The sequence below is a fragment of the Mesorhizobium shangrilense genome, from assembly GCF_040537815.1.
Lineage (GTDB): Bacteria > Pseudomonadota > Alphaproteobacteria > Rhizobiales > Rhizobiaceae > Mesorhizobium > Mesorhizobium shangrilense.
This window is the reverse complement of the sequence record NZ_JBEWSZ010000001.1, coordinates 800,519-819,890: the sequence shown is the minus strand read 5'-3', so window position 1 is coordinate 819,890 and position 19,372 is coordinate 800,519. Positions and strand designations below refer to the sequence as shown.

The window sequence follows — 19,372 nt, the reverse complement described above, 5'->3', positions numbered from 1 at the left end:
AAAAATGGGAGCCGGTTTTCGGAAAGGATCATGCTCAAGATCCGGAGCACGGCTCCATCGCCCCGGCAGATCCTCGACGACATCGCACTCTGCCTGGTCTTCTTCACCCGTCTGCCGCTGCCGGTCATCGAATTTCGCGGCCGCAGCCTTGCCGCCGCGATCTGGGCCGCGCCCGTCGCCGGCCTTGCCGTCGGCCTGATCGGCGCGATCGTCTTTGCCACCGCGGAACGGTTTGGCCTGGCCATGGGTCCGGCGGCGGCACTCGCGCTTTCGGCAACGATACTCAGCACCGGCTGCCTGCATGAGGACGGGCTTTCCGATGTCGCGGATGGTTTAGGCGGCGGCAAGTCGCGTGGCCGAAAACTGGAGATCATGCGCGACAGTCGCATCGGCGCCTATGGTGCTTCGGCGCTGGCTCTGTCGCTGCTGACCCGCTGGAGCGTGCTGTCGCAGGTCGTTGATCCTACACAGGCCCTGTTCACCCTCCTGGCGGCACATGCGGCCTCGCGCGGCGTTCTCGGCGCTTTCATGCATCTCCTACCCCCCGCGCGCGCCGAAGGGCTCTCTGCCGGTGCCGGGACAGTCTCGGCTCAAACCGCTGTAGTTGGCGCGGTGCTCGGCGCCGTCCCTCTGCTGCTGCTCGGGCTCGGCGGCGCCATTGTCGCGCTCATCCTGCTTGGCCTGCTGTTTACCGCCTTCCGTGCTCTCTGCCTCAACCAGATCAGCGGCCAGACCGGCGACACGGTCGGTGCGCTGCAGCAGCTGAGCGAAATCACCGTGCTTCTCGTCGCTTCCGTTGCCCTCTCCTGATTCCCCAGCCTGATTCCCTTTTGGAGACTTTGCCCCCATGTCCTTCAAATCACTCGATGAACTGCGCGCCGCCTGCCTCGACCTGCCAGCCGGCAGCGACTCTTCTGCCAATGCCGTCGCCCGCCGCCAGGACACGCTGACCAAGCCGCAGGGCAGCCTCGGCCGGCTGGAAACCATTGCCGCATGGCTGGCGCGCTGGCAAGGCCGCGACATGCCGAAGCTCGACCGCGTGAAGGTCTTCGTCTTCGCCGGCAACCACGGCGTCACCGCGCAAGGCGTGTCGGCCTTCCCATCGGAAGTCACCGTGCAGATGGTGGCGAATTTCGCCGGCGGCGGCGCCGCCATCAACCAGCTCGCCCGCATCGCCGGCGCGGAACTCGACGTCATTGCGCTCGACCTCGACCATCCCACCGGCGACTTCACGCAAATGCCTGCCATGGACGACGCGGCATTCCTGGCCGCCGTTTCGACCGGCTATAATGCGGTGACGAAGGACCTCGACCTGGTCTGCTTCGGCGAAATGGGCATCGGCAACACCACGCCGGCCGCCGCCATTTCGGCAGCCTTGTTCGGTGGCGGCGCGGAAAAATGGACCGGGCGCGGCACCGGCGTCGACGACGCCGGCCTGAAGCGCAAGGTGACCGCGATCGAGGCTGGTCTCAAGCGTCATGCAGCAGCTCTTTCCGACCCGCTGGGGGTTGCAGCCGCGCTTGGCGGCCGCGAACTGGCCGCCATCTTTGGTGCGACGCTGGCCGCCCGCCATCTGGGCATACCCGTATTGCTCGACGGCTTCGTCTGCACTGCCGCCGCCGCGCCGCTGGCAAAGCTGCACCCGACAGGCCTCGCCCACACCATCGCCGCCCACGTCTCGGCGGAGTCGGGCCATCGCGGCTTGCTCGAAGCACTCGGCCTGCCGCCGCTGCTCGATCTCGGCATGAGGCTCGGCGAAGGTTCCGGCGCCTGCCTCGCCGTCAACATCGTCCGCTCGGCACTGGAATGTCACGCCCGTATGGCAAGCTTTGCCGAGGCCGGCGTGTCGGAGAAATAATCTGCCGCACCGTTGGGCCGGGCCTATGAAGCACCGTCGCAAAGACAATGTCTTCCAGTGACAGTGATTCTCGAGTAAAACCGCAGGGGATGAAGAAGCTTCATCCTGCCGCCGCTGCTGCCGCTCTGGCTTTCACACTTGGTATAGTGCTTTCGCGCAGCGGCTACAGAAGTCACGGCCCGGTCGACACCGCCATTTTCATTGCTTTCCTGGTTTTCTTCTGGTGGCTCATCAGCGATTTCTCAGGCGGGAAAGCCGGCAAGAGCGTGGAGAATAGTATTGCCTTCCGATTCGGCAGATTGCTGAGCCGCGTCTTCCGGCGCGACAGTCGTGACCTTTTACCAAGCGGGGCTGTCTCCAGAGACAGATCAATCAAAATTTCAACGTGATTGAGGCAAAATAATAACGCCATTTTGATTGTTCATGTGAAATGAGCAAGCCTCACATGGAGATCAAACGATGTATTTGAAGGCAGCAATTGTCACTGCATTGCTTTGCGGCACAGTCGCGCCGGCGTTTTCCCAGATGGTTGATGGCCGTCCGCTGCGCCCAGGCGAAGATGGATTCGCCAGGGTGCAGTCCAGCATTACAATCGGCATTCCAGTCAAGGACGATGAGGATATCGCTGTGCAGCAGCAGGCCGGTCTTCGCTCCTTCTACAAGGTCGCCGCCGGTAGTTGCGCAATGGTGATCGAGACCATCGCCGACACATGCGAGGTCACCAGCGTCACCACGAATGTCAACGCCCGTGACCGCAACATGGGCGGCATCGGTGGATCGCAGATCACGGTGACCGGCCAGATCGCCATGAAGGTCAAGTTCAAGGCCAGCATCGGCAAGTCGGTGCCGTGAGGTTCGAGCGAGGCAGCCCAGCCTGAACCTCCGTTCAAACTTCGAACAAAGCCTCACTTGCCGGGGCACGAGGCGCTTCAACGCGCCTCGTCGTCCAAGGTCTTTCCACCAACTCTTTGAAGAATTTGGTGGGTGCGCACAGGATTGAACTGTGGACCCGCTGATTAAGAGTCAGCTGCTCTACCAACTGAGCTACGCACCCACTCGGCCGGCAAAAACCGGCGTTGGCGGGCATATAGCCGCCACCATCCGTCATGTCTAGCCCTGCCAGAGTCATTTCCCGACAAATCGCTTTCAGCCCATCGCGTTCAGACGAAAAGCCTGCCTTCGGCCACCTTCACGGCGTTGCCGCCGATGCGCGCGGAGGCCAGTTTTGCGCCTTCCACGTTCAATTCGAGGCGGATTCGCGACGGTCGGCCCATCTCCAGCCCCTGTTCGATCCACAGCTGCGACACACCGTCCGTGGGGCCGTCGAAATGCATGATCGCGCCGGCAAAGGCAGCCGCCGCCGAGCCGGTCGCCGGGTCTTCGTAGGAAGGCGTGCCCGGAACGACCATGCGCACATGGAAAGCGCTTTCGTGATTCACCGTCTGGCGGCAGTAGACATACGGGCTGGCGAACGCCCAGTCACTCTTGCGCGGCGCAAGTTCCGACCACGCCTGGTTGTCCAGCCTGATGCGTGAAGCAACCTCCAGGTCGGCAACGGGTATGGTCACGTAGGGTACGCCGGCCGACCAGAACGATACCTGGTGATTCTCGAAGCCGATCTCATGCGGCGCCAGCCCGAGTGCGGCGCCGATTCGCACCGGGTCGGCGGACAGTTCCAACTGCTCCGGCAGCTTCGCCAGATCGAACTCGGCAAAGGTCGCGCCATCGTTGCGGCTGACGGCGCAACGCACCGGGCCAATATTCTCCTCGAGCACAAAAATACCGGCCGCACCGTCGTCCTCGCTCATTTCGGCAAGCGCGATTGCCGCCCCCACCGTCGGATGGCCGGCAAACGGCATCTCATAGTCGGGCGTGAAAATGCGGATGCGGGCTCGGTGCTTCGGGTTTTCCGGCGGCAGCACGAAGACCGATTCGGACAGGTTGAATTCGCGCGCGATGGTTTGCATCGCGGCCGTGTCCAATCCCTCGCAATCCAGCACGACGGCCAGCGGGTTGCCGGCCAGCCGATCGCGCGTAAAGACGTCATAGAGCAAGTAATTGCGCGGCTGCATCTGCGATGTCCTCTGCATGAATCCCAACATGGGTGAAATTTAATTTGAAATTACGGTCCCGAGGCCTGATGTGTCAGGGCATTGGGACATAACGCATATTATAGGGGTCCGGCATGGACCAGATTGTCAATCCGCCAAGGGCGGAATCGGATTCAACCATAGAGAAGGCACTGGGGCTCGACCGCAAAGGCCTGAACCGGAAGCGGCGGCGCGGCTGGCTTTACGCCGTGCTGGCGCTTGCCGTCATGATCGCGGGCGTCGCCGGCTACCAGTGGTACGCGGCGTCTCCCTCCAGGATCGATTATACCACGATTTCGGCCTCGGTCGCCGACCTGACGGTCGAGGTATCCGCCACGGGAACGCTGCAGCCCCTCACCCAGGTCGATATTTCCAGCGAACTGTCCGGCGTCGTTCGCTCGGTCTCGGCCAAGGAGAACCAGCAGGTCAGGAAGGGCGACGTGCTGGCAGCCCTCGATACGTCCAAGCTCGAGGTGCAGATCGAGCGCGCCGAGGCCTCCGCCAAGGCGGCAGCCGCCAATCTCGAGGACGCCACGGTCACGCTGAAGGAAAACGAGGCGGCACTGGTGCGCGCCACCGAGCTCACCAGGCGCGGCATGGCGACCAACCAGTCGCTTGAAGCGGCGACCGCCACGCGCGACCGCGCCAAGGCGGCGCTCGACAGCGCCGAGGCCAGCCTGGCCATCGCCAGGGCCGACCTGAAGGCGCAGCAGACCGACTTCGCCAAGAGCACCATCTATGCGCCCATCGACGGCATCGTGCTGACACGCTCGGTCGATCCTGGCCAGACGGTGGCCTCCTCGCTGCAGGCACCCGTGCTGTTCATCATCGCCGCCGATCTCAGGAACATGGAACTGAAAGCGGCGGTCGACGAGGCCGATATCGGCGCGGTCAAGCCTGGCCAGCATGCGCGCTTCACCGTCGATGCCTTCCCGGAACGGCCATTCAACGCGGAGATCCGCGACATTTCCTATGCATCGGTCACCACCGACGGCGTCGTTACCTATGATGCCCGGTTCGACGTCGACAATGGCGAGCTTCTGTTGCGGCCCGGCATGACCGCCACCGTTTCGGTGGTGACGAAGCAGGCCAAGGGCGTGCTCACCGTGCCGGCCTCGGCGTTTCGCTACCGGCCGGCGCAGCAGGCGGCACGCGGCTGGAGCCTGAGCGACCTGTTCACCGGCGGCATGAGACGGCCCGGCGGCAACCGGCCACCCCAGACGAAGGCGCCAACCGACGGATCGCGGACGCTCTACGTACTGGAGGGCGGGAAACCCCGCCCGGTCAGCGTCAAGATCGGCTCCACGGATGGCGAATTGACCGAGATCACCTCCGGTCTCGACGAGGGCGCGCAGGTCATCACCGCGTCCCAGCTGAGAAGCTGACATCGTGACCGATCCCGTGCTCATCACCTTCGACAGGGTCTGGAAGAGCTATGGCCAGGGCGAGGCCCGTGTCCATGCGCTGGCCGGCGTCAATCTTGCCATCCGCCGCAGCGAGTTCGTGGCCATCATGGGCCCGTCCGGCTCGGGCAAATCGACGGCGATGAACATCATCGGCTGCCTCGACACGCCAACCGCCGGAACCTACAGCTTCATGGGACTGGATGCCGGCCGGCTGGACCGCAATCGCCGCGCCATGCTGCGCAACCTCTACATCGGCTTCGTCTTCCAGGGCTACAACCTCCTGCCGCGCACAACGGCGGCTGAAAATGTCGAACTGCCGCTGATCTATCGCGGCGTCCCGGCCGCCGAGCGACGCGCGCTTGCCATGAAAGCACTGGCGGAGGTCGGTCTTGTCGGCCGCGAGCACCATACGCCCGCCGAGCTTTCCGGCGGCCAGCAGCAGCGCGTGGCGATCGCGCGCGCCATCGTCACCCGCCCGACCCTTCTGGTCGCCGACGAGCCGACCGGCAACCTCGACACAGCACGCACGCATGAGATCATGGAATTGCTGACGCGGCTGAACCGGGAACTGGGCCTGACCATCGCCATGGTCACGCACGAGCCTGACGTCGCCGAATATGCCGGGCGCACGATCCGCTTCCTCGACGGCCATGTCGCCTCCGACATCAGGCATATGGAGGAGGCCCAACCATGATCTGGGAAACCGTCCGCCTCTCCCTGCGCTCCGTTCGCCGCAACGTGCTGCGCTCTTTCCTGACCCTGCTTGGCATCGTCATCGGCGTCGCCGCCGTCATTGCCATGCTGACCATCGGCTCCGGCACCACCGAGAAGGTCAAGGCCGACATCTCCAAGCTCGGCAGCAACCTGCTGGTGATCCGCGCCGGTCGCCCCGCCGGCCCGGGCGGGCCGGGAGGGCTCGACCAGGTGGTGCGGCCGCTCGCAGAGAAGGACGTGACGGCACTTGTCACGCATCTCACCGGCGCACGCGCCATCGCTCCGGCCTCGCAAAAGCAGGTCCGCGTCATCTTCGGCACGGAAAGCCTGACATCCGGCGTCACCGGCACAACCAGTGCCTATCTCGATGCCCGCGACTGGAAGCTCGTCTCGGGCCGGCCGTTCAGCGATTCGGAAACCCGCTCGGGCACGGGCGTCTGCCTGATCGGCGAAACGGTGCGCCAGCAATTCTTCGGCGCCGGCGACCCGGAAGGCGAGATCATCCGCGTCAACCGCACCTCCTGCAAGATCATCGGCCTGCTCGAGCCGAAGGGCTATACCGGCTTCGGCCAGGACCAGGACAACATCGTGCTGATGCCACTCGCCGCCTATCAGCGCCGCGTCGCCGGCAACCGCAACATCGACAGCATCTATGTCGCCGCCGACGATCAGACCCCGACGACGGAGTTGCAGCCACGCGTCGAGGACATATTGCGCGATATCAGACGCGTCACGCCCGACCGCGAGAGCGATTTCGCCATTCGTGACATGACCCAGATCGCCGACGCCATGGCCAGCGCCACCACCACCATGACCGGCATGCTGGGCGCCGTCGCCGGCGTCAGCCTGCTCGTCGGCGGCATCGGCATCATGAACATCATGCTTGTGTCCGTCACCGAGCGCACGCGCGAGATCGGCATCAGGCTCGCCATCGGCGCGCATGAAAAGCACATCCTCATCCAGTTTCTGGTCGAGGCCACGGTGCTGTCGCTGCTCGGCGGCATCATCGGCATCCTGATCGGCCTGTCACTGGCTGGGCTGGCCTCGCTGACGCTGTCTATACCCTTCGCGCCGAGCCCGGCGGTCATCGTGCTCGCAGTCGGCTTTTCGGCGCTGATCGGCATGGTGTTCGGCTTCTTCCCGGCGCTGCGCGGCGCCCGCCTCGATCCAATCGACGCGTTGCGGCACGAGTGAGCAAGCGTCGACGGGCGCAACCAAACGAGCCGCCGGCCCCTAGCGAGGACCAGCCGCTCAGGATTCCTGCGGCGGCGCGATCTTGCGCGCCGAGATGAAAAAGAACGGCCACCCAAGGTTAACGGCAAGTCCCGCAAGCAGGATAAGGACCAGCCCGGCGCCTTGCATGGCTGTTATCGAACGGCCGAACACGAAAAAATCGGACAACAGGGCAACTACGGGATTCAAGAAAGATCCCGCCGCGATGACCGCGATCGGAAGCTTGGGATAGGACGAATAGAGCAGTACATACACGACGCCGGTATGGATGACGCCAAGGCCGACAAGCCAGACCCACATGACATTGTCGCCGCCTTGAAGCGCCGGCAGATTGACGAACGGCGCGAAAACGACGACGCCGATCAGACAATGAATGGCACTGAGAACTCCCGGGTCGACCGACTTGACGGCTCGGGTTGTCAAGGTCGTGGCCGCATAAAACAGCGACGCAGCAAGCGCGAGGCCGACGCCGATCAGCCAATCATGATCCGCTCGCATCATACCCAGTTTCGGAACGATCGTGAGAACGAGGCCGAGGAACGCAATGCATATCCATCCCAATTTGTGCCGAGACAATCCCTCCTTGAGCAGCAATGCCCCAGCCAGCACGATCCAGAATGGCTGCAGATGATAGATGATCGTCGCAAATCCGATCGACGTCATTTTGAAGGCTTGAAACAGGGCAAGCCAATTCAGCACGAGGCAAATCCCGCTCACCAGCACAAGCGGCCACAGCGACCTCTGAGTGATGAATAGGCTCTTCCATCCCTTGCGTAGCGATGCCCACCCAACGAGGGCGATTGCACCAAAGAGGCAACGGAAAAAGACGACGTTGAATGTAGGTTGACCGGACTGAATGGAAAAAAGACCTGCCGTCCCAGACAGGGCCATTCCAGCGGAGAGCATGATTGTGGCGCGTGTCAGCCCCGGTCTGACGTCCATTGTTGTTCCATTCAATTCCGCGAGATCTTGTCCGGGCGCGTTCCCGCTCTCCCACATTAGTTCCGGCGCCACCAAATTCAGGAAGAGCCACTCGCGAAATGCCACTCGACCAGCAGCCCAGGGTGCGCCATGAGTGTCAGCCAGGCCTTGTCGCCACCTGGAACGATCGCAAGGCGATCAGGGGCAGGATTCTAATCGCCGCCCGCGAAATGCCACTCGATCAGCGGCTTCATATGCCCCATCAGCCCCTCCGGCAGGTCGGCGGCATCGCGGATGATTACAGGACCTTCGATCTCCGGCTGTTCCTCGGTCGCGACGAAGGCGCTGATGCGGCTTGCGATCTCGTCGGCGGAGGCCGTCTTGCGATAACGCCGGAAAATCACCGTGCCGCTGCTGGTCGACATGGCGTGGTAGCGCTTGCCGCGCTCCGCAACTGACAGGTCTAACCCGGTCTCTTCGCCTACCTCGCGGATCATGTTGAAGTCGACATCGACCAACCCGTCGCGAAAATCGATCGGCTCGAACGAGCCGGCGGCGAAATAGACGCGGCCGGCATTGACCGTATGCGCGGCCATGCGGATCGCCACCAGCGCATTGTCGCCGGCGACCAGCATCGCGTGGGCATAGGCATGCTCGGCGCCCGAATTCTCACGCCGCTTACGCCACAGCATGAACGTCGCGTAGTTGACCGCATGACAGCGGCCGACAAGGCGATTGTCCCGGTAGCCGAGTTCCGAGAGCAGCACCACCGTGCCGTCGAACAGCGCCGGATTGGCTGATATCTCGCGCCGCCAGTTGTCGGCGATGGCTTGTTCGTTGGCGAGCGCGAACGGATGCGGGCGGGGATCGAGCCGGACGTCGACGACATCGACGGGAAAAATGACATTGCGCGGCAGGTCGAAGCTCATGGGCACCTTCTGTCCGACGATCAGGCCATGTCCAGGCCGATCACCACCGGACAATGGTCCGACGCCTTCGGCCGGTCCCAGCCGGCGCGTGGAAAGCGGTCGACCTCCTGGCCCGCCGGGAAGATGGTGCGCCATGGCTGGCCGTTGCGGATGATGTCGGGAACGGCGGTCGTATTCCTGGCGGCCAGCCCCTTCGACAGCAGGATGTAGTCGAGCTGGCACAGATGCCGCTCTTCCGGGCCACGCGTATGGTAGAAGGTCCAGCGGTTCATTTCGGGCCGTCGTTCGACCACGTTTTCGCAGAAGCCGCCGGCGGTGAGCACATTGATGCAGGACTGGTTCTCATCGACCACCTCGAAGCGGTAACCATCGATGGAATCACCGGCGATCTTCACGCGCTGCCGATAGTCGTTCATGTCGCCGCAGATCGCCCAGCGCTTGTCGGCGGCGTGCTCCTTGCCAAAGCGGTCCTCGATGATGCGGCGTACGGCCTGCGCCTCGGCGATGCGCACAGGCATCGTCGCCTCGCGCCCGTCGAGCCCGTTGCGGGGCGGCCCCATCGACTTGAAATGCACGAGATAGAGCGTCAGCGGCGCGCCGCCGACTGTCACGTCGATCTCCAGGCAGTCGCGCCGGAAGATGCGCTCATTGGCCTGGTTGCCTAGGGCCTCAAGCTCCGGCGTCTGCAGGCCGAACTGCTCGTAGGTGACATAGGCATGGCTGGTCATGCGCACGAATTCGATCGGCTGGCCCTGCACTGTCTCGTTGCGCATCATGATGGCGACGTCGATTCCGCGAGAGTCATTGCCAGCGGTGGTGTATTTCTGGCGGTAACCTTGCCCCACCATCTTGAACAGATAGCCATATTCGAAGGCCTTCAGCGCCTCGATGTTGTCGACCTCCTGCATGCAGATGATGTCGGCGCGGGTGGCCGCGATCGCCAGCGCCGTCAGTTGCCGCGTGTCGTCGGACTGGGCGATGGCGCGGGCCTGCTCCAGCATCCTGTATTCGGCCTCGCTCTGGATATCGAAAAGCGCCAGCGTGCGGTCTTCGTTGAGCTGGTTGCGGTATCCGGAAAAATCGAACCTGTTCATCAGGTTCTCGACATTGAAAGTGGCAAGGCGCAGCGACATGGCGAGGAGCTTTGCCCGCAAGCGAAGCGGAAAACAAGTGCACGGGACCAGTCCGACAGCATCGATTGGTCCTGACGGTTTTCCCGTCATGGTTGACGGAACCTTTCCGTTCATCCTCCGTTCAGATGTAAACGTCCACTTTCATGGCCCTTCCCAGGGTAGGCGTGGGGCCTGTATATTTCTTGGAGAGTTGCAATGACTTCGCTCTTTTCTTCAACTGTCAGATCGGGGCTTTTGGCCCTGGGTGTCATATCAGGCCTGTCCGCGCCGTCGATGGCCGGCCCCATCATCCAACCTAATGTTCCTCTTCCGACCGCGAACGCGGCGCCCGAAATCATACCGGTCCGGGACGGGTGGGCTGGTGGCAACAACAACGGCGCATGGCAGTGGCGGCACAATAACGGCCGACATTGGAACGGCGGCGGAAACTGGAACGGCGGCGGAAACTGGAACGGTCGCCGGCACTGGCGCAATCACGGCCGCTACTATGGCGGCGGCTACTATGACGACGGTGGGGCAGCGATCCTCGGCCTGGGATTGGGTCTAGGCCTCGGTGCCGCCCTCAACAATGGCTACTACGATGCGCCGCCACCTCGCCGCTACTATCGCGCAGGGCGGCTCTCCAGCGCACACGTCCAATGGTGCTATAATCGTTATCGGTCGTATCGCGCCTATGACAACAGCTTCCAGCCCTACAATGGCCCGCGCCAGCAGTGCTATTCACCCTATAGCTGAGCAGGCTTCATGAATGCCAACGGCGCCGCGCAAATGCGGCGCCGTCTTTGTTTGGCTCCGCTGGCAGGACGAGATTTCTTCGTCGCCATCGGCGATAACGCTCTGTTTATCTGGCAGGCCTATGCATCTTGTGGATCAAGCCAGCTGACTGCGACGATCGCCTGGGATTTGTGCGTTGGCCGATGACGAAAACAGAGACAAGCGCAGGCAGCGCGTCCTCAAGGGCGCGACGATCCTCACCGGCATCACCAATTCCGAAGTCAAATGCACGGTGCGCAACATGCATGCCGGCGGCGCGGAACTGAAAGTGTCGATCGACGCCCGCGTGCCCGACGAATTCCTGCTCTACGTTCCGACCGACGGCATAGGCTACAAGGCGGTGGTGCGCTGGCGCCGCGAGGACCGTGTCGGCGTGGAGTTCACCGGCACCGAACCAAAGCCGCACTGGCACTACGGCTGATGCACAAGCCGGCGGATCGCTCCGCCGGCTTGTGCTGTCCCAGGTTTGCCGATCAGTTCTTGGCCTTGTCGACAAGCTTGTTCTTGGAAATCCACGGCATCATCGCGCGCAGCTTGGCGCCGACTTCCTCGATCTGATGGCTGTCGTTCATACGGCGGATGCCCTTGAAGCGCGACATGCCGGCGCGGTATTCCTGCATCCATTCCGAGGTGAACTTGCCGGTCTGGATGTCCTTCAGCACGCGCTTCATCTCGGCCTTGGTCTCGGCGGTGATGATGCGCGGACCCGAGACGTACTCGCCCCACTCGGCGGTGTTCGAGATCGAGTAGTTCATGTTGGCGATGCCGCCCTCATAGATCAGGTCGACGATCAGCTTCACTTCGTGCAGGCACTCGAAATAGGCCATTTCCGGCGCATAGCCGGCTTCCACCAGCGTTTCGAAACCGGCGCGGATCAGTTCGACGAGGCCACCGCACAGCACGACCTGCTCGCCGAACAGGTCGGTCTCGCATTCCTCGCGGAAGTTGGTCTCGATGATGCCCGAACGGCCACCACCGACGCCGCAGGCGTAGGACAAAGCGAGGTCAAGCGCGTTGCCGGACGCGTCCTGGTTGACGGCGACAAGGCACGGCACGCCGCCGCCCTTCTGATATTCGCCGCGCACCGTGTGGCCGGGGCCTTTCGGCGCGATCATGACGACGTCGACGGTCGACTTCGGCTCGATGAGGCCGAAATGCACGTTGAGGCCGTGAGCGAAAGCGATCGCCGCACCGTCGCGGATGTTCGGCGCGATTTCGTTCTTGTAGATGTCGGCCTGCAGCTCGTCAGGCGTCGCCATCATCATCAGGTCGGCCCACTTGGCGGCATCGGCCACGCTCATCACCTTGAGGCCGTCGGCCTCGACCTTCTTGGCGGTCGCCGAGCCAGCCTTGAGACCGATGACGATCTCCTTGGCGCCCGAATCCTTGAGGTTGAGCGCATGCGCCCGGCCCTGGCTGCCATAGCCGATGATGGCGACCTTCTTGCCCTTGATCAGATTGAGATCGGCATCGCGATCGTAATAGACACGCATTTTGTCTTCCTTCCCGTTTTTAATCAGAGCATGATGCCGAAAAGTGTGAAGCGGTTTTCGGACGACATCATGCTCTATCTCTTTGATTTAGAGCCGGATTCAGATTTCAGGTCGACTTGACCTGAAATCATCCGGCTCTAGGGGGCCTTGTGGCCCGGTTTTTGCTCCATGAAGAGCGAGAAACTGCTGCGTCGCCCGGGCGGCGTCGCCGCCGATTGTCGCATCAGTCAATTCCAGCCGGTCGCCGAGCAGCAGACGGATCTGCACGTCGCGGGCGACCAGCCCGAAGAAAGTCCGGAACGCCGTCTCGGCGTCCGGAAAATCGAGGAACCCTGCCTGCCGGCCGGCTTCCAGCACCGGCTTCAGCCGCTTGGCCAGCGCGAAGCGGCCATTCTCCAGCACGACGGCGCCAAGATTGTCCTTGCCGGAACCGGCATGACCGACGGCCACACGGTTGAGCGCGATCGAGGTATCGCTCGAGATGACGCTCAGCCAATCCGACGCGAAGCGCTCCAGGCTCGCGGTCAGCGAAGCAAGGTCCAGCCCCCGGCCATCGACGGGCGCCACGCGCACCTTGGACGCCTGCCATTGCACGGTTGCCGTCAGCAGCCCGTCGCGGTCGCCGAACCATTTGTACAGCGTTTCCTTGGAGCAGCTTGCCCGCCGGGCCACGGCGGTCATCGTCAGATGATCGCCCTCCTCGACCAGCAGCCGCAAGGCCGCATCCAGAACGGCCTTCTGCCGCTCCGTCAGCCCCTCGCTGTTGTCGATGTCGGCGTTCGCCTGCAACACGGTTTCTTCCTGCTCAACGACGGATCGCATGCGGCCTCATATGCCGTACCGTACGTTACGGTTCGGCATATTGCGCAATCCGGCTCGATGCGCAAGGGGGCGATGCGGAAAAAGACCGAGGTAGTAGACGCATAATACCTGCCCGGCGTGCCTCTGCGCTAGGGTTTGGCAGCTTTGTTGTCGGGAGGAAACAAGATGCCGGATACCAGAATTCTGATGATCACGGGCGACTACGCCGAGGACTACGAGACCATGGTCCCGTTCCAGACCTTGCTTGCCTGCGGCTACACCGTGCATGCCGTCTGCCCGGGCAAAAAGGCAGGCGACAGCATCGCCACGTCGATCCACGATTTTGAAGGTGCACAGACCTATTCGGAAAAACGCGGCCATAACTTCACGCTCAACGCCACCTTCGACGACATCCACGTCGAAACCTATGGCGCGCTGGTCATCCCCGGCGGTCGGGCGCCGGAATATCTGCGCCTCGATCCAAAGGTGCTGGCCATGGTCCGGCACTTTTTCGATGCCGACAAGCCGGTTGCCGCTGTCTGCCACGCCGCGCAGCTGCTGGCCGCGAGCGGTGTCCTGAAAGGGCGTACATGCTCGGCCTATCCCGCTTGTCGTCCCGACGTTGAACTTGCCGGCGGCATCTATGCCGACATCGCCATCGATGATGCCGTGACCGATGGCAAGCTGGTCACGGCCCCGGCATGGCCCGCGCACCCGGCATGGCTGCGTCAGTTCATGGCGGTTCTGGCGGCGTAGGCGCTTCCGCTCTACCATGAGCTCGCCAGACGGCCGGGAGGACCAGCATGTGTGAACTGTTCATCAAGGCCAATGTGAGCCTTTGGGAAAGCACGACGCGCTCCCTGCGCATCGACGGCATGGTCACGAGCGTGCGGCTGGAGAACTTCTTCTGGTCGCGGCTGGAAGAGATCGCCCGCCGCGACGGCATGAATGTCGTGCAGCTCATCACCAAGCTCTATCACGAATCGATCGACGCCGGTCACGATCTCGGCAACTTCACCTCGTTCCTTCGGGTATGCTGCGGCCGCTATCTCGATCTGCAGCTCACGGGCGACATTCCAACCGATCCGTCCCAGCCGATTGCGAGCCTCAATGCAGACTCCATCCTCGGCCGCGAGCGCGGCAGATGCCATCAAGCCGACGCCTTCGGCGGGAAGCCAGACGTGTCTTCCTGCGAAGGGTTCGCCCTTCAACCTTTGGCCGTCAACCATGAAGGCGATCAGGCCAGACCGCCTCGCTCAGCCCGATCTGCTTGAACGGATCGATCACGGTGCCGGCCACCATCGAGGCGAGGAACTGTGGTGCCGACGGGGTTGTTGTTGGGAAAGGCGCAGTATCTGAAAAACCATGGAACGGAAACGTTTATCATTTTCGTTCTATGAAGATGATCTTTGACTGAGCGAAGCTGGAAATCCCAATGGAAACATCCCTCGATACGAATGACGTTATCCTCATTCCGGGGATAACAACATTTCGAAAATCTATTGTTCCGCCGCTATCCATTCGGCTTCCGATTGCAGCACACGCTAGACGCGGCATGTATGTCTTGATGGGCCTTTTTTGGTCATTTTGCGTCCTATTAATGCTGATCGTCGTGCTGACTTTCTTTTTCAGCGATCCCGAAAACGATCGGACTCTCCTTGAGAAGGCTGCAATGGCGCTGCTGCAATTGTTCGCGCTCTACTGGACCCCGTTTCTATCTGCGTCAGCGGCATTTTCTTTCCTGGACGCGGGCCTCGGCAAGCCAGCCTTGATTCTTGCTAAGGATGGCTTGCTCGACAATCGTTCTGGTCTGTCGGTTGAATGGACCAACATTTTAACTGCAAAACCGATAATGGCTCGAGCTGGTTATTGGGGGGTAGCCTTGCAAATGCGCGAACCGACCCTCTTGCCGAAATCTTTTCGACTTGGCTATCCACTGTTGCGGCGCCGAAAATTCGGAGAAACCCATATACAGTGCAATTTTCTAAGCGTTCCGGCTCACGTAGTTTTAAATTCGATGCTCACACTCGTGCATAGTAGCGGCGGCCAACTCCTGCCTGTGCATTCTATTCTTTGGAGCTCTGTTCCGCCCATTGTTCCTCAACAGCAAGCCTAGCGCGATATAGGTAACTAACTCACTAGAGGATTATCTACGCATCCCGATGTCCGTCGCTTGGCCACCGCGCTTCCACCAAGCCAATCCGCCTGAACGGATCGATCACGGTGCCGGCCACCATCGAGGCGAGGAATTGCGGCGCCGGCGGGATCCTGGCAATCGTCGCCACAAGCCTGTCGCGGATGAAGGGCAGAGCCACGGAATCTGACTGGTAGAACGGCGTGAACGCCAGCGACAGCGCCTGGAAGACACGGACATGCCAGCGCCGTGCCCTCGCGTAGACCTCAAGTGCTGCCTCGACGCTGCCCGTCCGAGCCAGCGCATGGCTGAGCGCCGCCGCATCCAGCAGCGCCATGTTCGCCCCTTGCCCGAGCTGCGGGCTGGTCGAATGCGCCGCATCGCCGATGACTGCAAGCCGCCGTCCTGCCGGCAGCTTCAACGTGTGATGACCGTAGCGCGCCAGTGAAAGCTGGTCGAAGCTGTCGATCTGGCTGGTGAAAGCCTCGCATTGCGGCCACAGCCCAACCACCCTCTCCTTCCAGGCGTCGAGACCTGCCGCCCACACCTGTTCGGCATCCGCCGGCTTCAGGCTCCAGAAAAAGGCGGCCATCTTTTCCGCGCCCGGTTCGGGCTTGCCGATCGGCAGCACGCCGATCATCACGCTGGCCCTGTCGTAGCGCTGCAGCAGCGCGTGTTCGTCAAAACCCCCGCCGCGCCAGCCGAGAGACGCCCAGAACGCGCCATAGGTGAGCGGCTTGGGCTGGCTCGGATTGTTCATACCTTGCCGCAGCTTCGAGCGCGAACCGCTGGCGTCGACGATAAGGTCGAACGGCCCCGCCCTTCGCCCCCCGGAGCAGATCAGCGTCGCCCGTTCGCCAACCTCCAGCGCCTCGATCTCCACGCCTGTCTCGATGGAGATAGCCTCGCGCCGCGCGGCGCGGAAGAGCACGCCGAACAAGGCCGCCCGATGCACCGCCAGCCCGAAACGGCCGCCACGCCTGGCGTCATAGCGCACGTCAAGCACCGTGCGGCCGGTCGTGGCATCGGCGCCATGCAGACGGTCGATGCGGCTGCCCAGCGCAAGGATGTCGTCGAGCAGGCCGAGATCGGCAAGTACGGTCAGACCGGTCGGCTGCATGATCAGCCCGGAGCCAACCGGCCTGGGTTGGTCAAAGCGCTCGAACACAGTGATCCGATGTCCGGCACGTTGCAAATAGAGCGCAACGGCAAGCCCTGCCGGACCAGCGCCAGCAATTGCGATGTCGTAAGAAATGCCAATCCCCCAAAAACGAATTGGCCGGAACAATCCTCCTACAGCTCTGCCAAATCAAGCCGCCGCCGGCATCGCCGCTGGTTCAGGCTTCGGCGGCGTCGAAAACAGCACGCGCGCTGCGGACTGCCGCGTGATTGAGCTCGGCCCAAAGCAGCAACTGATGCAGGGGACCAAACATTGAACGCCCAAGATCGGTGAGGCTGTATTCGACGCTCGGCGGCTTGGTCGGAAATACCTTCCGATGGACATAGCCGTCGCGCTGCAGATCATGCAGCGTCTGGGTCAGCATGCGCTGCGAGATGTCAGGCACCAGCCGCCGCAACTCGCCGAAGCGATAAGGCTTCTCGGCCAGCGCCGACATCAACAGCGTGTTCCATTTGCCGCTGATGCCCTGGATGACATCGCGGACCGGGCAATCAGCAAGGTTACCCCCACCGCTTTCCGCGCGATAAATCTCGAGTTTCATTTTTAGATCGACAACCTTGCTGTCCACGGCTGGTTCCCTGCGTGTGCCTACCTCCCGAAAAACTGCCTTCTTTACGTCGGCCGGTCAATTCCTATTTTAGTGCTGGTCTCTTTTTGAGACCAATATAGGCACCAGCCATACCGGCACAACGTCAGGATCCTCCATGACCGATACCCTTCTCGTCACCGGCGCCTCCGGCCAGCTCGGCCGCATCGTCATCAACCACCTGCTGGACACCTTCAAGGTTCCGGCGGCGCGGATCATCGCCACCACCCGCACGCCCGCGAACCTTGCCGATCTGGCCGCGCGCGGCGTCGATGTCCGGGAAGCAGATTTCGACGATCACGCATCTCTTGCCAAAGCCTTCAAAGGCGCCGACCGGGTGCTCGTCATCTCGACCAACGAACTTGCGATCCAGGGAAAGCGGCGCGAACAGCAGCTCGCCGCGGTCGCTGCGGCCAAACAGGCCGGCGTCGCCCATCTGCTCTACACTTCGATGCCCAATCCCGAGCCAGGTTCGCCGATCGTCTTCGCGCCCGACCATTACGAAACCGAACAGGCGATCAAGACGACAGGCATTCCCTACACGATCCTGCGCAACAGCTGGTATGACGAGAACCTGTTCATGTCGCTGCCGCAGACCCTGGCCTCGGGACACTGGTATACGTCGGCGGGCGATGGCCGCATTTCCTACAGCGCGCGCGACGACATGGCGGCGGCGATCGCTGGCGCCCTGGCTTCCGGCGCCAAGGAAAGCACGACCTACACGCTGACCGGCCCGAAAGCCTACACCGTCGCCGAGGTCGCAGCCCTCGTCACCGACGTCACTGGCAAACCGATCCAGGTCGTACAGCTCTCCGATGACGCGTTGACCGAAGGGATGAAAGCAGCTGGCCTGCCCGAGCCGATCGCCCGGCTGCTCGTGTCCTTCGATGCCGCCACGCGTGTCGGCGGCCTCGGCATGGTGACCGATTCCGTCGAGAAACTGTCCGGCCGCAAGTCCGTGTCGCTGAAGCAGTTCCTCGAGACGAACAAGGCCAAGCTGGGCGGTTGAAATCCGCGCGGCGGGACCCCCTGATCTCGGCTTCCCGCCGCGCTATTTCGATGTTTTGAGCAGCTTGAGCCGGATCAGGCTCTCTCCTGTCGCGATAACAGCATCCTCCCTCGACCGGGGCGCCCAACCGAGCATGCCGATAGCCTTCTTGCTCGTGGCATTCTTGACCTTGCCGAGTTCAGGAGCCACCTGGGCCGCTTCCGCGCTGAACAGTCCGGCGATCCGCACCAGCCAGTCGGGGAGCGTTCTCGTCGAGACGCGTGCCGCCGCTTTGCCCAGCCGCGCCTTCAGGGTTTGCGCGATCGCCTGCAGCGTCATGAAATCACCGGCGACCGCCAGGAAGCGTTGACCACGGGCCTCCGGCCTGGTCATGGCGCGCAGATGCAGGTCCGCCACATCGCGCACATCGACGACGCCGAAGGACATGCGCGGCAGCCCGGGCAGCGCGCCATCCATCAACCGCTGGACAAACAGGGTCGAGGTCGAATGATCCGCACCAAGAACCGGCCCGAAGATCCCGACGGGATTGACGGTGGCCAGCTCCAGGGCGCCGCCCTCGGTGGCGATGAAATCCCAGGCCGCGCGCTCGGCCAGGGTTTTCGATTTCACATAGGCGCTGACGCGCCCCGTGGGATCGGTCCAGTTCTCTTCTGTAAAGGGGACGCCGGCAGGCTGCGGCTTGCCGTAGCCAACCGCTGCGAAGGACGAGGTCAGCACGACACGCCTGACGCCTGCATCGCGAGCCGCCCGCAACACGCGCAGAGCGCCTTCGCGGGCGGGAACGATCAGATCATCCTCATGTTTCGGCGCGCCGGCCGGAAACGGCGAGGCGACGTGAAGGACATAGGCGCATCCGGCCATGGCTTCCGGCCAGCCCTTGTCCGCCATGAGATCGGCAACGGCAAAGGAGAGCGCATCGCCCGGTTCGGCGCCGCCGACCTTGAGCATGGCGAGAACGTCGGCTTTGCGCGAGGCGGAACGCACTGTCGTGCGCACGCGATAGCCTTCCTTCAGCAGTGCCAGGATGCAATGAGCGCCGAGGAAGCCGGATCCGCCGGTAACGACAACCAATTCGCCGCTCATACCCGCCTCCTCTGCCTAAGCGTTCAAC

At 62.6% G+C, this 19,372-nt stretch carries 22 protein-coding genes, 1 tRNA gene and 1 pseudogene; 14 read left to right on the top strand and 10 right to left on the bottom strand.

Annotation, left to right across the window (positions count from 1 at the left end; translation table 11 throughout):
* Nucleotides 1–30 precede the first annotated feature (30 nt).
* The 4 genes from ABVQ20_RS04280 (at nucleotide 31) to ABVQ20_RS04265 (ending at nucleotide 2,710) form a co-directional block, all read left to right on the top strand.
* Nucleotides 31–810 carry an adenosylcobinamide-GDP ribazoletransferase gene (locus ABVQ20_RS04280; RefSeq protein ID WP_354458249.1) on the top strand — a complete coding sequence of 260 codons (780 nt, stop codon included), beginning with the start codon at nucleotides 31–33 and terminating at the stop codon, nucleotides 808–810.
* Between the two features lie 37 nt (nucleotides 811–847).
* The gene (gene cobT / locus ABVQ20_RS04275) at nucleotides 848–1,858 is read left to right on the top strand and encodes a nicotinate-nucleotide--dimethylbenzimidazole phosphoribosyltransferase (RefSeq protein ID WP_354458248.1); all 1,011 of its coding nucleotides are present in this window, start codon (nucleotides 848–850) and stop codon (nucleotides 1,856–1,858) included.
* Nucleotides 1,859–1,905: 47 nt separating this feature from the next.
* Entirely contained in the window at nucleotides 1,906–2,247 is a 342-nt protein-coding gene (locus tag ABVQ20_RS04270) for a hypothetical protein (protein ID WP_354458247.1), read from the top strand.
* A 70-nt stretch (nucleotides 2,248–2,317) separates the two neighbouring features.
* Entirely contained in the window at nucleotides 2,318–2,710 is a 393-nt protein-coding gene (locus tag ABVQ20_RS04265) for a hypothetical protein (RefSeq protein ID WP_354458246.1), read from the top strand.
* A 126-nt stretch (nucleotides 2,711–2,836) separates the two neighbouring features.
* On the opposite strand, the gene ABVQ20_RS04260 is transcribed toward ABVQ20_RS04265, so the two are convergent.
* A tRNA-Lys gene (locus ABVQ20_RS04260) sits at nucleotides 2,837–2,912 on the bottom strand.
* A 106-nt stretch (nucleotides 2,913–3,018) separates the two neighbouring features.
* Complete coding sequence (locus ABVQ20_RS04255) at nucleotides 3,019–3,930, bottom strand: PhzF family phenazine biosynthesis protein (RefSeq protein ID WP_354458245.1); 912 nt, start codon at nucleotides 3,928–3,930, stop codon at nucleotides 3,019–3,021.
* Nucleotides 3,931–4,043: 113 nt separating this feature from the next.
* Here ABVQ20_RS04255 and ABVQ20_RS04250 point away from each other — a divergent pair, with 113 nt between their 5' ends.
* From ABVQ20_RS04250 to ABVQ20_RS04240, 3 genes are read left to right on the top strand one after another with little or no spacing between them, the layout of a single operon-like run.
* Complete coding sequence (locus ABVQ20_RS04250; protein WP_354458244.1) at nucleotides 4,044–5,333, top strand: efflux RND transporter periplasmic adaptor subunit; 1,290 nt, start codon at nucleotides 4,044–4,046, stop codon at nucleotides 5,331–5,333.
* Nucleotides 5,334–5,337: 4 nt separating this feature from the next.
* Entirely contained in the window at nucleotides 5,338–6,048 is a 711-nt protein-coding gene (locus tag ABVQ20_RS04245) for an ABC transporter ATP-binding protein (RefSeq protein ID WP_354458243.1), read from the top strand.
* Nucleotides 6,045–7,262, top strand: coding sequence for an ABC transporter permease (locus tag ABVQ20_RS04240; RefSeq protein WP_354458242.1), 1,218 nt, complete (start codon nucleotides 6,045–6,047; stop codon nucleotides 7,260–7,262). Before ABVQ20_RS04245 ends, ABVQ20_RS04240 begins: the two co-directional genes overlap by 4 nt.
* 57 nt (nucleotides 7,263–7,319) lie before the next feature.
* Here ABVQ20_RS04240 and ABVQ20_RS04235 read toward each other — a convergent pair whose 3' ends face one another.
* From ABVQ20_RS04235 to ABVQ20_RS04225, 3 genes are all read right to left on the bottom strand, one after another.
* Nucleotides 7,320–8,348, bottom strand: a complete 1,029-nt coding sequence (locus tag ABVQ20_RS04235) for a DMT family transporter (protein WP_354458241.1) — start codon at nucleotides 8,346–8,348, stop codon at nucleotides 7,320–7,322.
* A gap of 86 nt (nucleotides 8,349–8,434) precedes the next feature.
* Complete coding sequence (locus tag ABVQ20_RS04230; RefSeq protein ID WP_354458240.1) at nucleotides 8,435–9,151, bottom strand: hypothetical protein; 717 nt, start codon at nucleotides 9,149–9,151, stop codon at nucleotides 8,435–8,437.
* 20 nt (nucleotides 9,152–9,171) lie between these two features.
* Nucleotides 9,172–10,284, bottom strand: a complete 1,113-nt coding sequence (locus ABVQ20_RS04225; protein WP_354458239.1) for an endonuclease/exonuclease/phosphatase family protein — start codon at nucleotides 10,282–10,284, stop codon at nucleotides 9,172–9,174.
* A gap of 195 nt (nucleotides 10,285–10,479) precedes the next feature.
* Here ABVQ20_RS04225 and ABVQ20_RS04220 point away from each other — a divergent pair, with 195 nt between their 5' ends.
* From ABVQ20_RS04220 to ABVQ20_RS04210, 3 genes are read left to right on the top strand one after another with little or no spacing between them, the layout of a single operon-like run.
* Nucleotides 10,480–11,019: a BA14K family protein gene (locus ABVQ20_RS04220; RefSeq protein WP_354458238.1), complete on the top strand. Its 540-nt coding sequence runs from the start codon at nucleotides 10,480–10,482 to the stop codon at nucleotides 11,017–11,019.
* 9 nt (nucleotides 11,020–11,028) lie between these two features.
* Complete coding sequence (locus tag ABVQ20_RS04215) at nucleotides 11,029–11,205, top strand: hypothetical protein (RefSeq protein WP_354458237.1); 177 nt, start codon at nucleotides 11,029–11,031, stop codon at nucleotides 11,203–11,205.
* Nucleotides 11,195–11,479 (top strand): PilZ domain-containing protein, encoded by a 285-nt coding sequence (locus ABVQ20_RS04210; RefSeq protein WP_354458235.1) that lies wholly within the window; start codon nucleotides 11,195–11,197, stop codon nucleotides 11,477–11,479. The genes ABVQ20_RS04215 and ABVQ20_RS04210 overlap by 11 nt, the downstream gene beginning before the upstream one ends.
* Before the next feature lie 52 nt (nucleotides 11,480–11,531).
* Here ABVQ20_RS04210 and ilvC read toward each other — a convergent pair whose 3' ends face one another.
* Both ilvC and ABVQ20_RS04200 read right to left on the bottom strand, forming a co-directional pair.
* A complete protein-coding gene (gene ilvC, locus ABVQ20_RS04205) occupies nucleotides 11,532–12,551 on the bottom strand; it encodes a ketol-acid reductoisomerase (RefSeq protein WP_354458234.1) in 1,020 nt (339 codons plus the stop codon).
* Nucleotides 12,552–12,650: 99 nt separating this feature from the next.
* A complete protein-coding gene (locus ABVQ20_RS04200; RefSeq protein WP_435528320.1) occupies nucleotides 12,651–13,373 on the bottom strand; it encodes a TetR/AcrR family transcriptional regulator in 723 nt (240 codons plus the stop codon).
* A 165-nt stretch (nucleotides 13,374–13,538) separates the two neighbouring features.
* Between ABVQ20_RS04200 and ABVQ20_RS04195 the strand changes: the two genes are divergently transcribed.
* The 3 genes and pseudogenes from ABVQ20_RS04195 (at nucleotide 13,539) to ABVQ20_RS04185 (ending at nucleotide 15,468) form a co-directional block, all read left to right on the top strand.
* Nucleotides 13,539–14,108, top strand: coding sequence for a DJ-1/PfpI family protein (locus ABVQ20_RS04195; RefSeq protein WP_354458233.1), 570 nt, complete (start codon nucleotides 13,539–13,541; stop codon nucleotides 14,106–14,108).
* Nucleotides 14,109–14,155: 47 nt separating this feature from the next.
* Nucleotides 14,156–14,503, top strand: a pseudogene (locus tag ABVQ20_RS04190) (ribbon-helix-helix domain-containing protein); the annotation flags it as partial.
* 284 nt (nucleotides 14,504–14,787) lie between these two features.
* The gene (locus tag ABVQ20_RS04185) at nucleotides 14,788–15,468 is read left to right on the top strand and encodes a hypothetical protein (protein ID WP_354458232.1); all 681 of its coding nucleotides are present in this window, start codon (nucleotides 14,788–14,790) and stop codon (nucleotides 15,466–15,468) included.
* A 34-nt stretch (nucleotides 15,469–15,502) separates the two neighbouring features.
* Here the strand turns inward: ABVQ20_RS04185 and ABVQ20_RS04180 are convergent, their stop codons facing one another.
* Together ABVQ20_RS04180 and ABVQ20_RS04175 are read right to left on the bottom strand one after the other, a co-directional pair.
* A complete protein-coding gene (locus ABVQ20_RS04180) occupies nucleotides 15,503–16,774 on the bottom strand; it encodes an FAD-dependent oxidoreductase (RefSeq protein WP_354458231.1) in 1,272 nt (423 codons plus the stop codon).
* Between the two features lie 49 nt (nucleotides 16,775–16,823).
* Nucleotides 16,824–17,207, bottom strand: a complete 384-nt coding sequence (locus ABVQ20_RS04175) for a winged helix-turn-helix transcriptional regulator (RefSeq protein WP_354458230.1) — start codon at nucleotides 17,205–17,207, stop codon at nucleotides 16,824–16,826.
* A gap of 163 nt (nucleotides 17,208–17,370) precedes the next feature.
* Here ABVQ20_RS04175 and ABVQ20_RS04170 point away from each other — a divergent pair, with 163 nt between their 5' ends.
* Entirely contained in the window at nucleotides 17,371–18,261 is an 891-nt protein-coding gene (locus ABVQ20_RS04170) for an SDR family oxidoreductase (RefSeq protein WP_354458229.1), read from the top strand.
* Nucleotides 18,262–18,303: 42 nt separating this feature from the next.
* Here ABVQ20_RS04170 and ABVQ20_RS04165 read toward each other — a convergent pair whose 3' ends face one another.
* The gene (locus ABVQ20_RS04165; RefSeq protein WP_354458228.1) at nucleotides 18,304–19,344 is read right to left on the bottom strand and encodes an SDR family oxidoreductase; all 1,041 of its coding nucleotides are present in this window, start codon (nucleotides 19,342–19,344) and stop codon (nucleotides 18,304–18,306) included.
* Nucleotides 19,345–19,372 lie beyond the last annotated feature (28 nt).

Excerpts from the sequence above, each read along its gene's own strand:
- ABVQ20_RS04255 (WP_354458245.1), bottom strand. The coding sequence starts at position 3,930 with ATGCAGCCGCGCAATTACTTGCTCTATGACGTCTTTACGCGCGATCGG.
- ABVQ20_RS04200 (WP_435528320.1), bottom strand. The coding sequence starts at position 13,373 with ATGCGATCCGTCGTTGAGCAGGAAGAAACCGTGTTGCAGGCGAACGCC.
- ABVQ20_RS04280 (WP_354458249.1), top strand. The coding sequence starts at position 31 with ATGCTCAAGATCCGGAGCACGGCTCCATCGCCCCGGCAGATCCTCGAC.
- ABVQ20_RS04240 (WP_354458242.1), top strand. The coding sequence starts at position 6,045 with ATGATCTGGGAAACCGTCCGCCTCTCCCTGCGCTCCGTTCGCCGCAAC.
- cobT (WP_354458248.1), top strand. The coding sequence starts at position 848 with ATGTCCTTCAAATCACTCGATGAACTGCGCGCCGCCTGCCTCGACCTG.
- ABVQ20_RS04250 (WP_354458244.1), top strand. The coding sequence starts at position 4,044 with ATGGACCAGATTGTCAATCCGCCAAGGGCGGAATCGGATTCAACCATA.
- ABVQ20_RS04175 (WP_354458230.1), bottom strand. The coding sequence starts at position 17,207 with ATGAAACTCGAGATTTATCGCGCGGAAAGCGGTGGGGGTAACCTTGCT.
- ABVQ20_RS04220 (WP_354458238.1), top strand. The coding sequence starts at position 10,480 with ATGACTTCGCTCTTTTCTTCAACTGTCAGATCGGGGCTTTTGGCCCTG.
- ABVQ20_RS04170 (WP_354458229.1), top strand. The coding sequence starts at position 17,371 with ATGACCGATACCCTTCTCGTCACCGGCGCCTCCGGCCAGCTCGGCCGC.
- ABVQ20_RS04265 (WP_354458246.1), top strand. The coding sequence starts at position 2,318 with ATGTATTTGAAGGCAGCAATTGTCACTGCATTGCTTTGCGGCACAGTC.
- ABVQ20_RS04165 (WP_354458228.1), bottom strand. The coding sequence starts at position 19,344 with ATGAGCGGCGAATTGGTTGTCGTTACCGGCGGATCCGGCTTCCTCGGC.
- ABVQ20_RS04230 (WP_354458240.1), bottom strand. The coding sequence starts at position 9,151 with ATGAGCTTCGACCTGCCGCGCAATGTCATTTTTCCCGTCGATGTCGTC.
- ABVQ20_RS04215 (WP_354458237.1), top strand. The coding sequence starts at position 11,029 with ATGAATGCCAACGGCGCCGCGCAAATGCGGCGCCGTCTTTGTTTGGCT.
- ABVQ20_RS04270 (WP_354458247.1), top strand. The coding sequence starts at position 1,906 with ATGTCTTCCAGTGACAGTGATTCTCGAGTAAAACCGCAGGGGATGAAG.
- ABVQ20_RS04225 (WP_354458239.1), bottom strand. The coding sequence starts at position 10,284 with ATGTCGCTGCGCCTTGCCACTTTCAATGTCGAGAACCTGATGAACAGG.
- ABVQ20_RS04195 (WP_354458233.1), top strand. The coding sequence starts at position 13,539 with ATGCCGGATACCAGAATTCTGATGATCACGGGCGACTACGCCGAGGAC.
- ABVQ20_RS04185 (WP_354458232.1), top strand. The coding sequence starts at position 14,788 with ATGGAAACATCCCTCGATACGAATGACGTTATCCTCATTCCGGGGATA.
- ilvC (WP_354458234.1), bottom strand. The coding sequence starts at position 12,551 with ATGCGTGTCTATTACGATCGCGATGCCGATCTCAATCTGATCAAGGGC.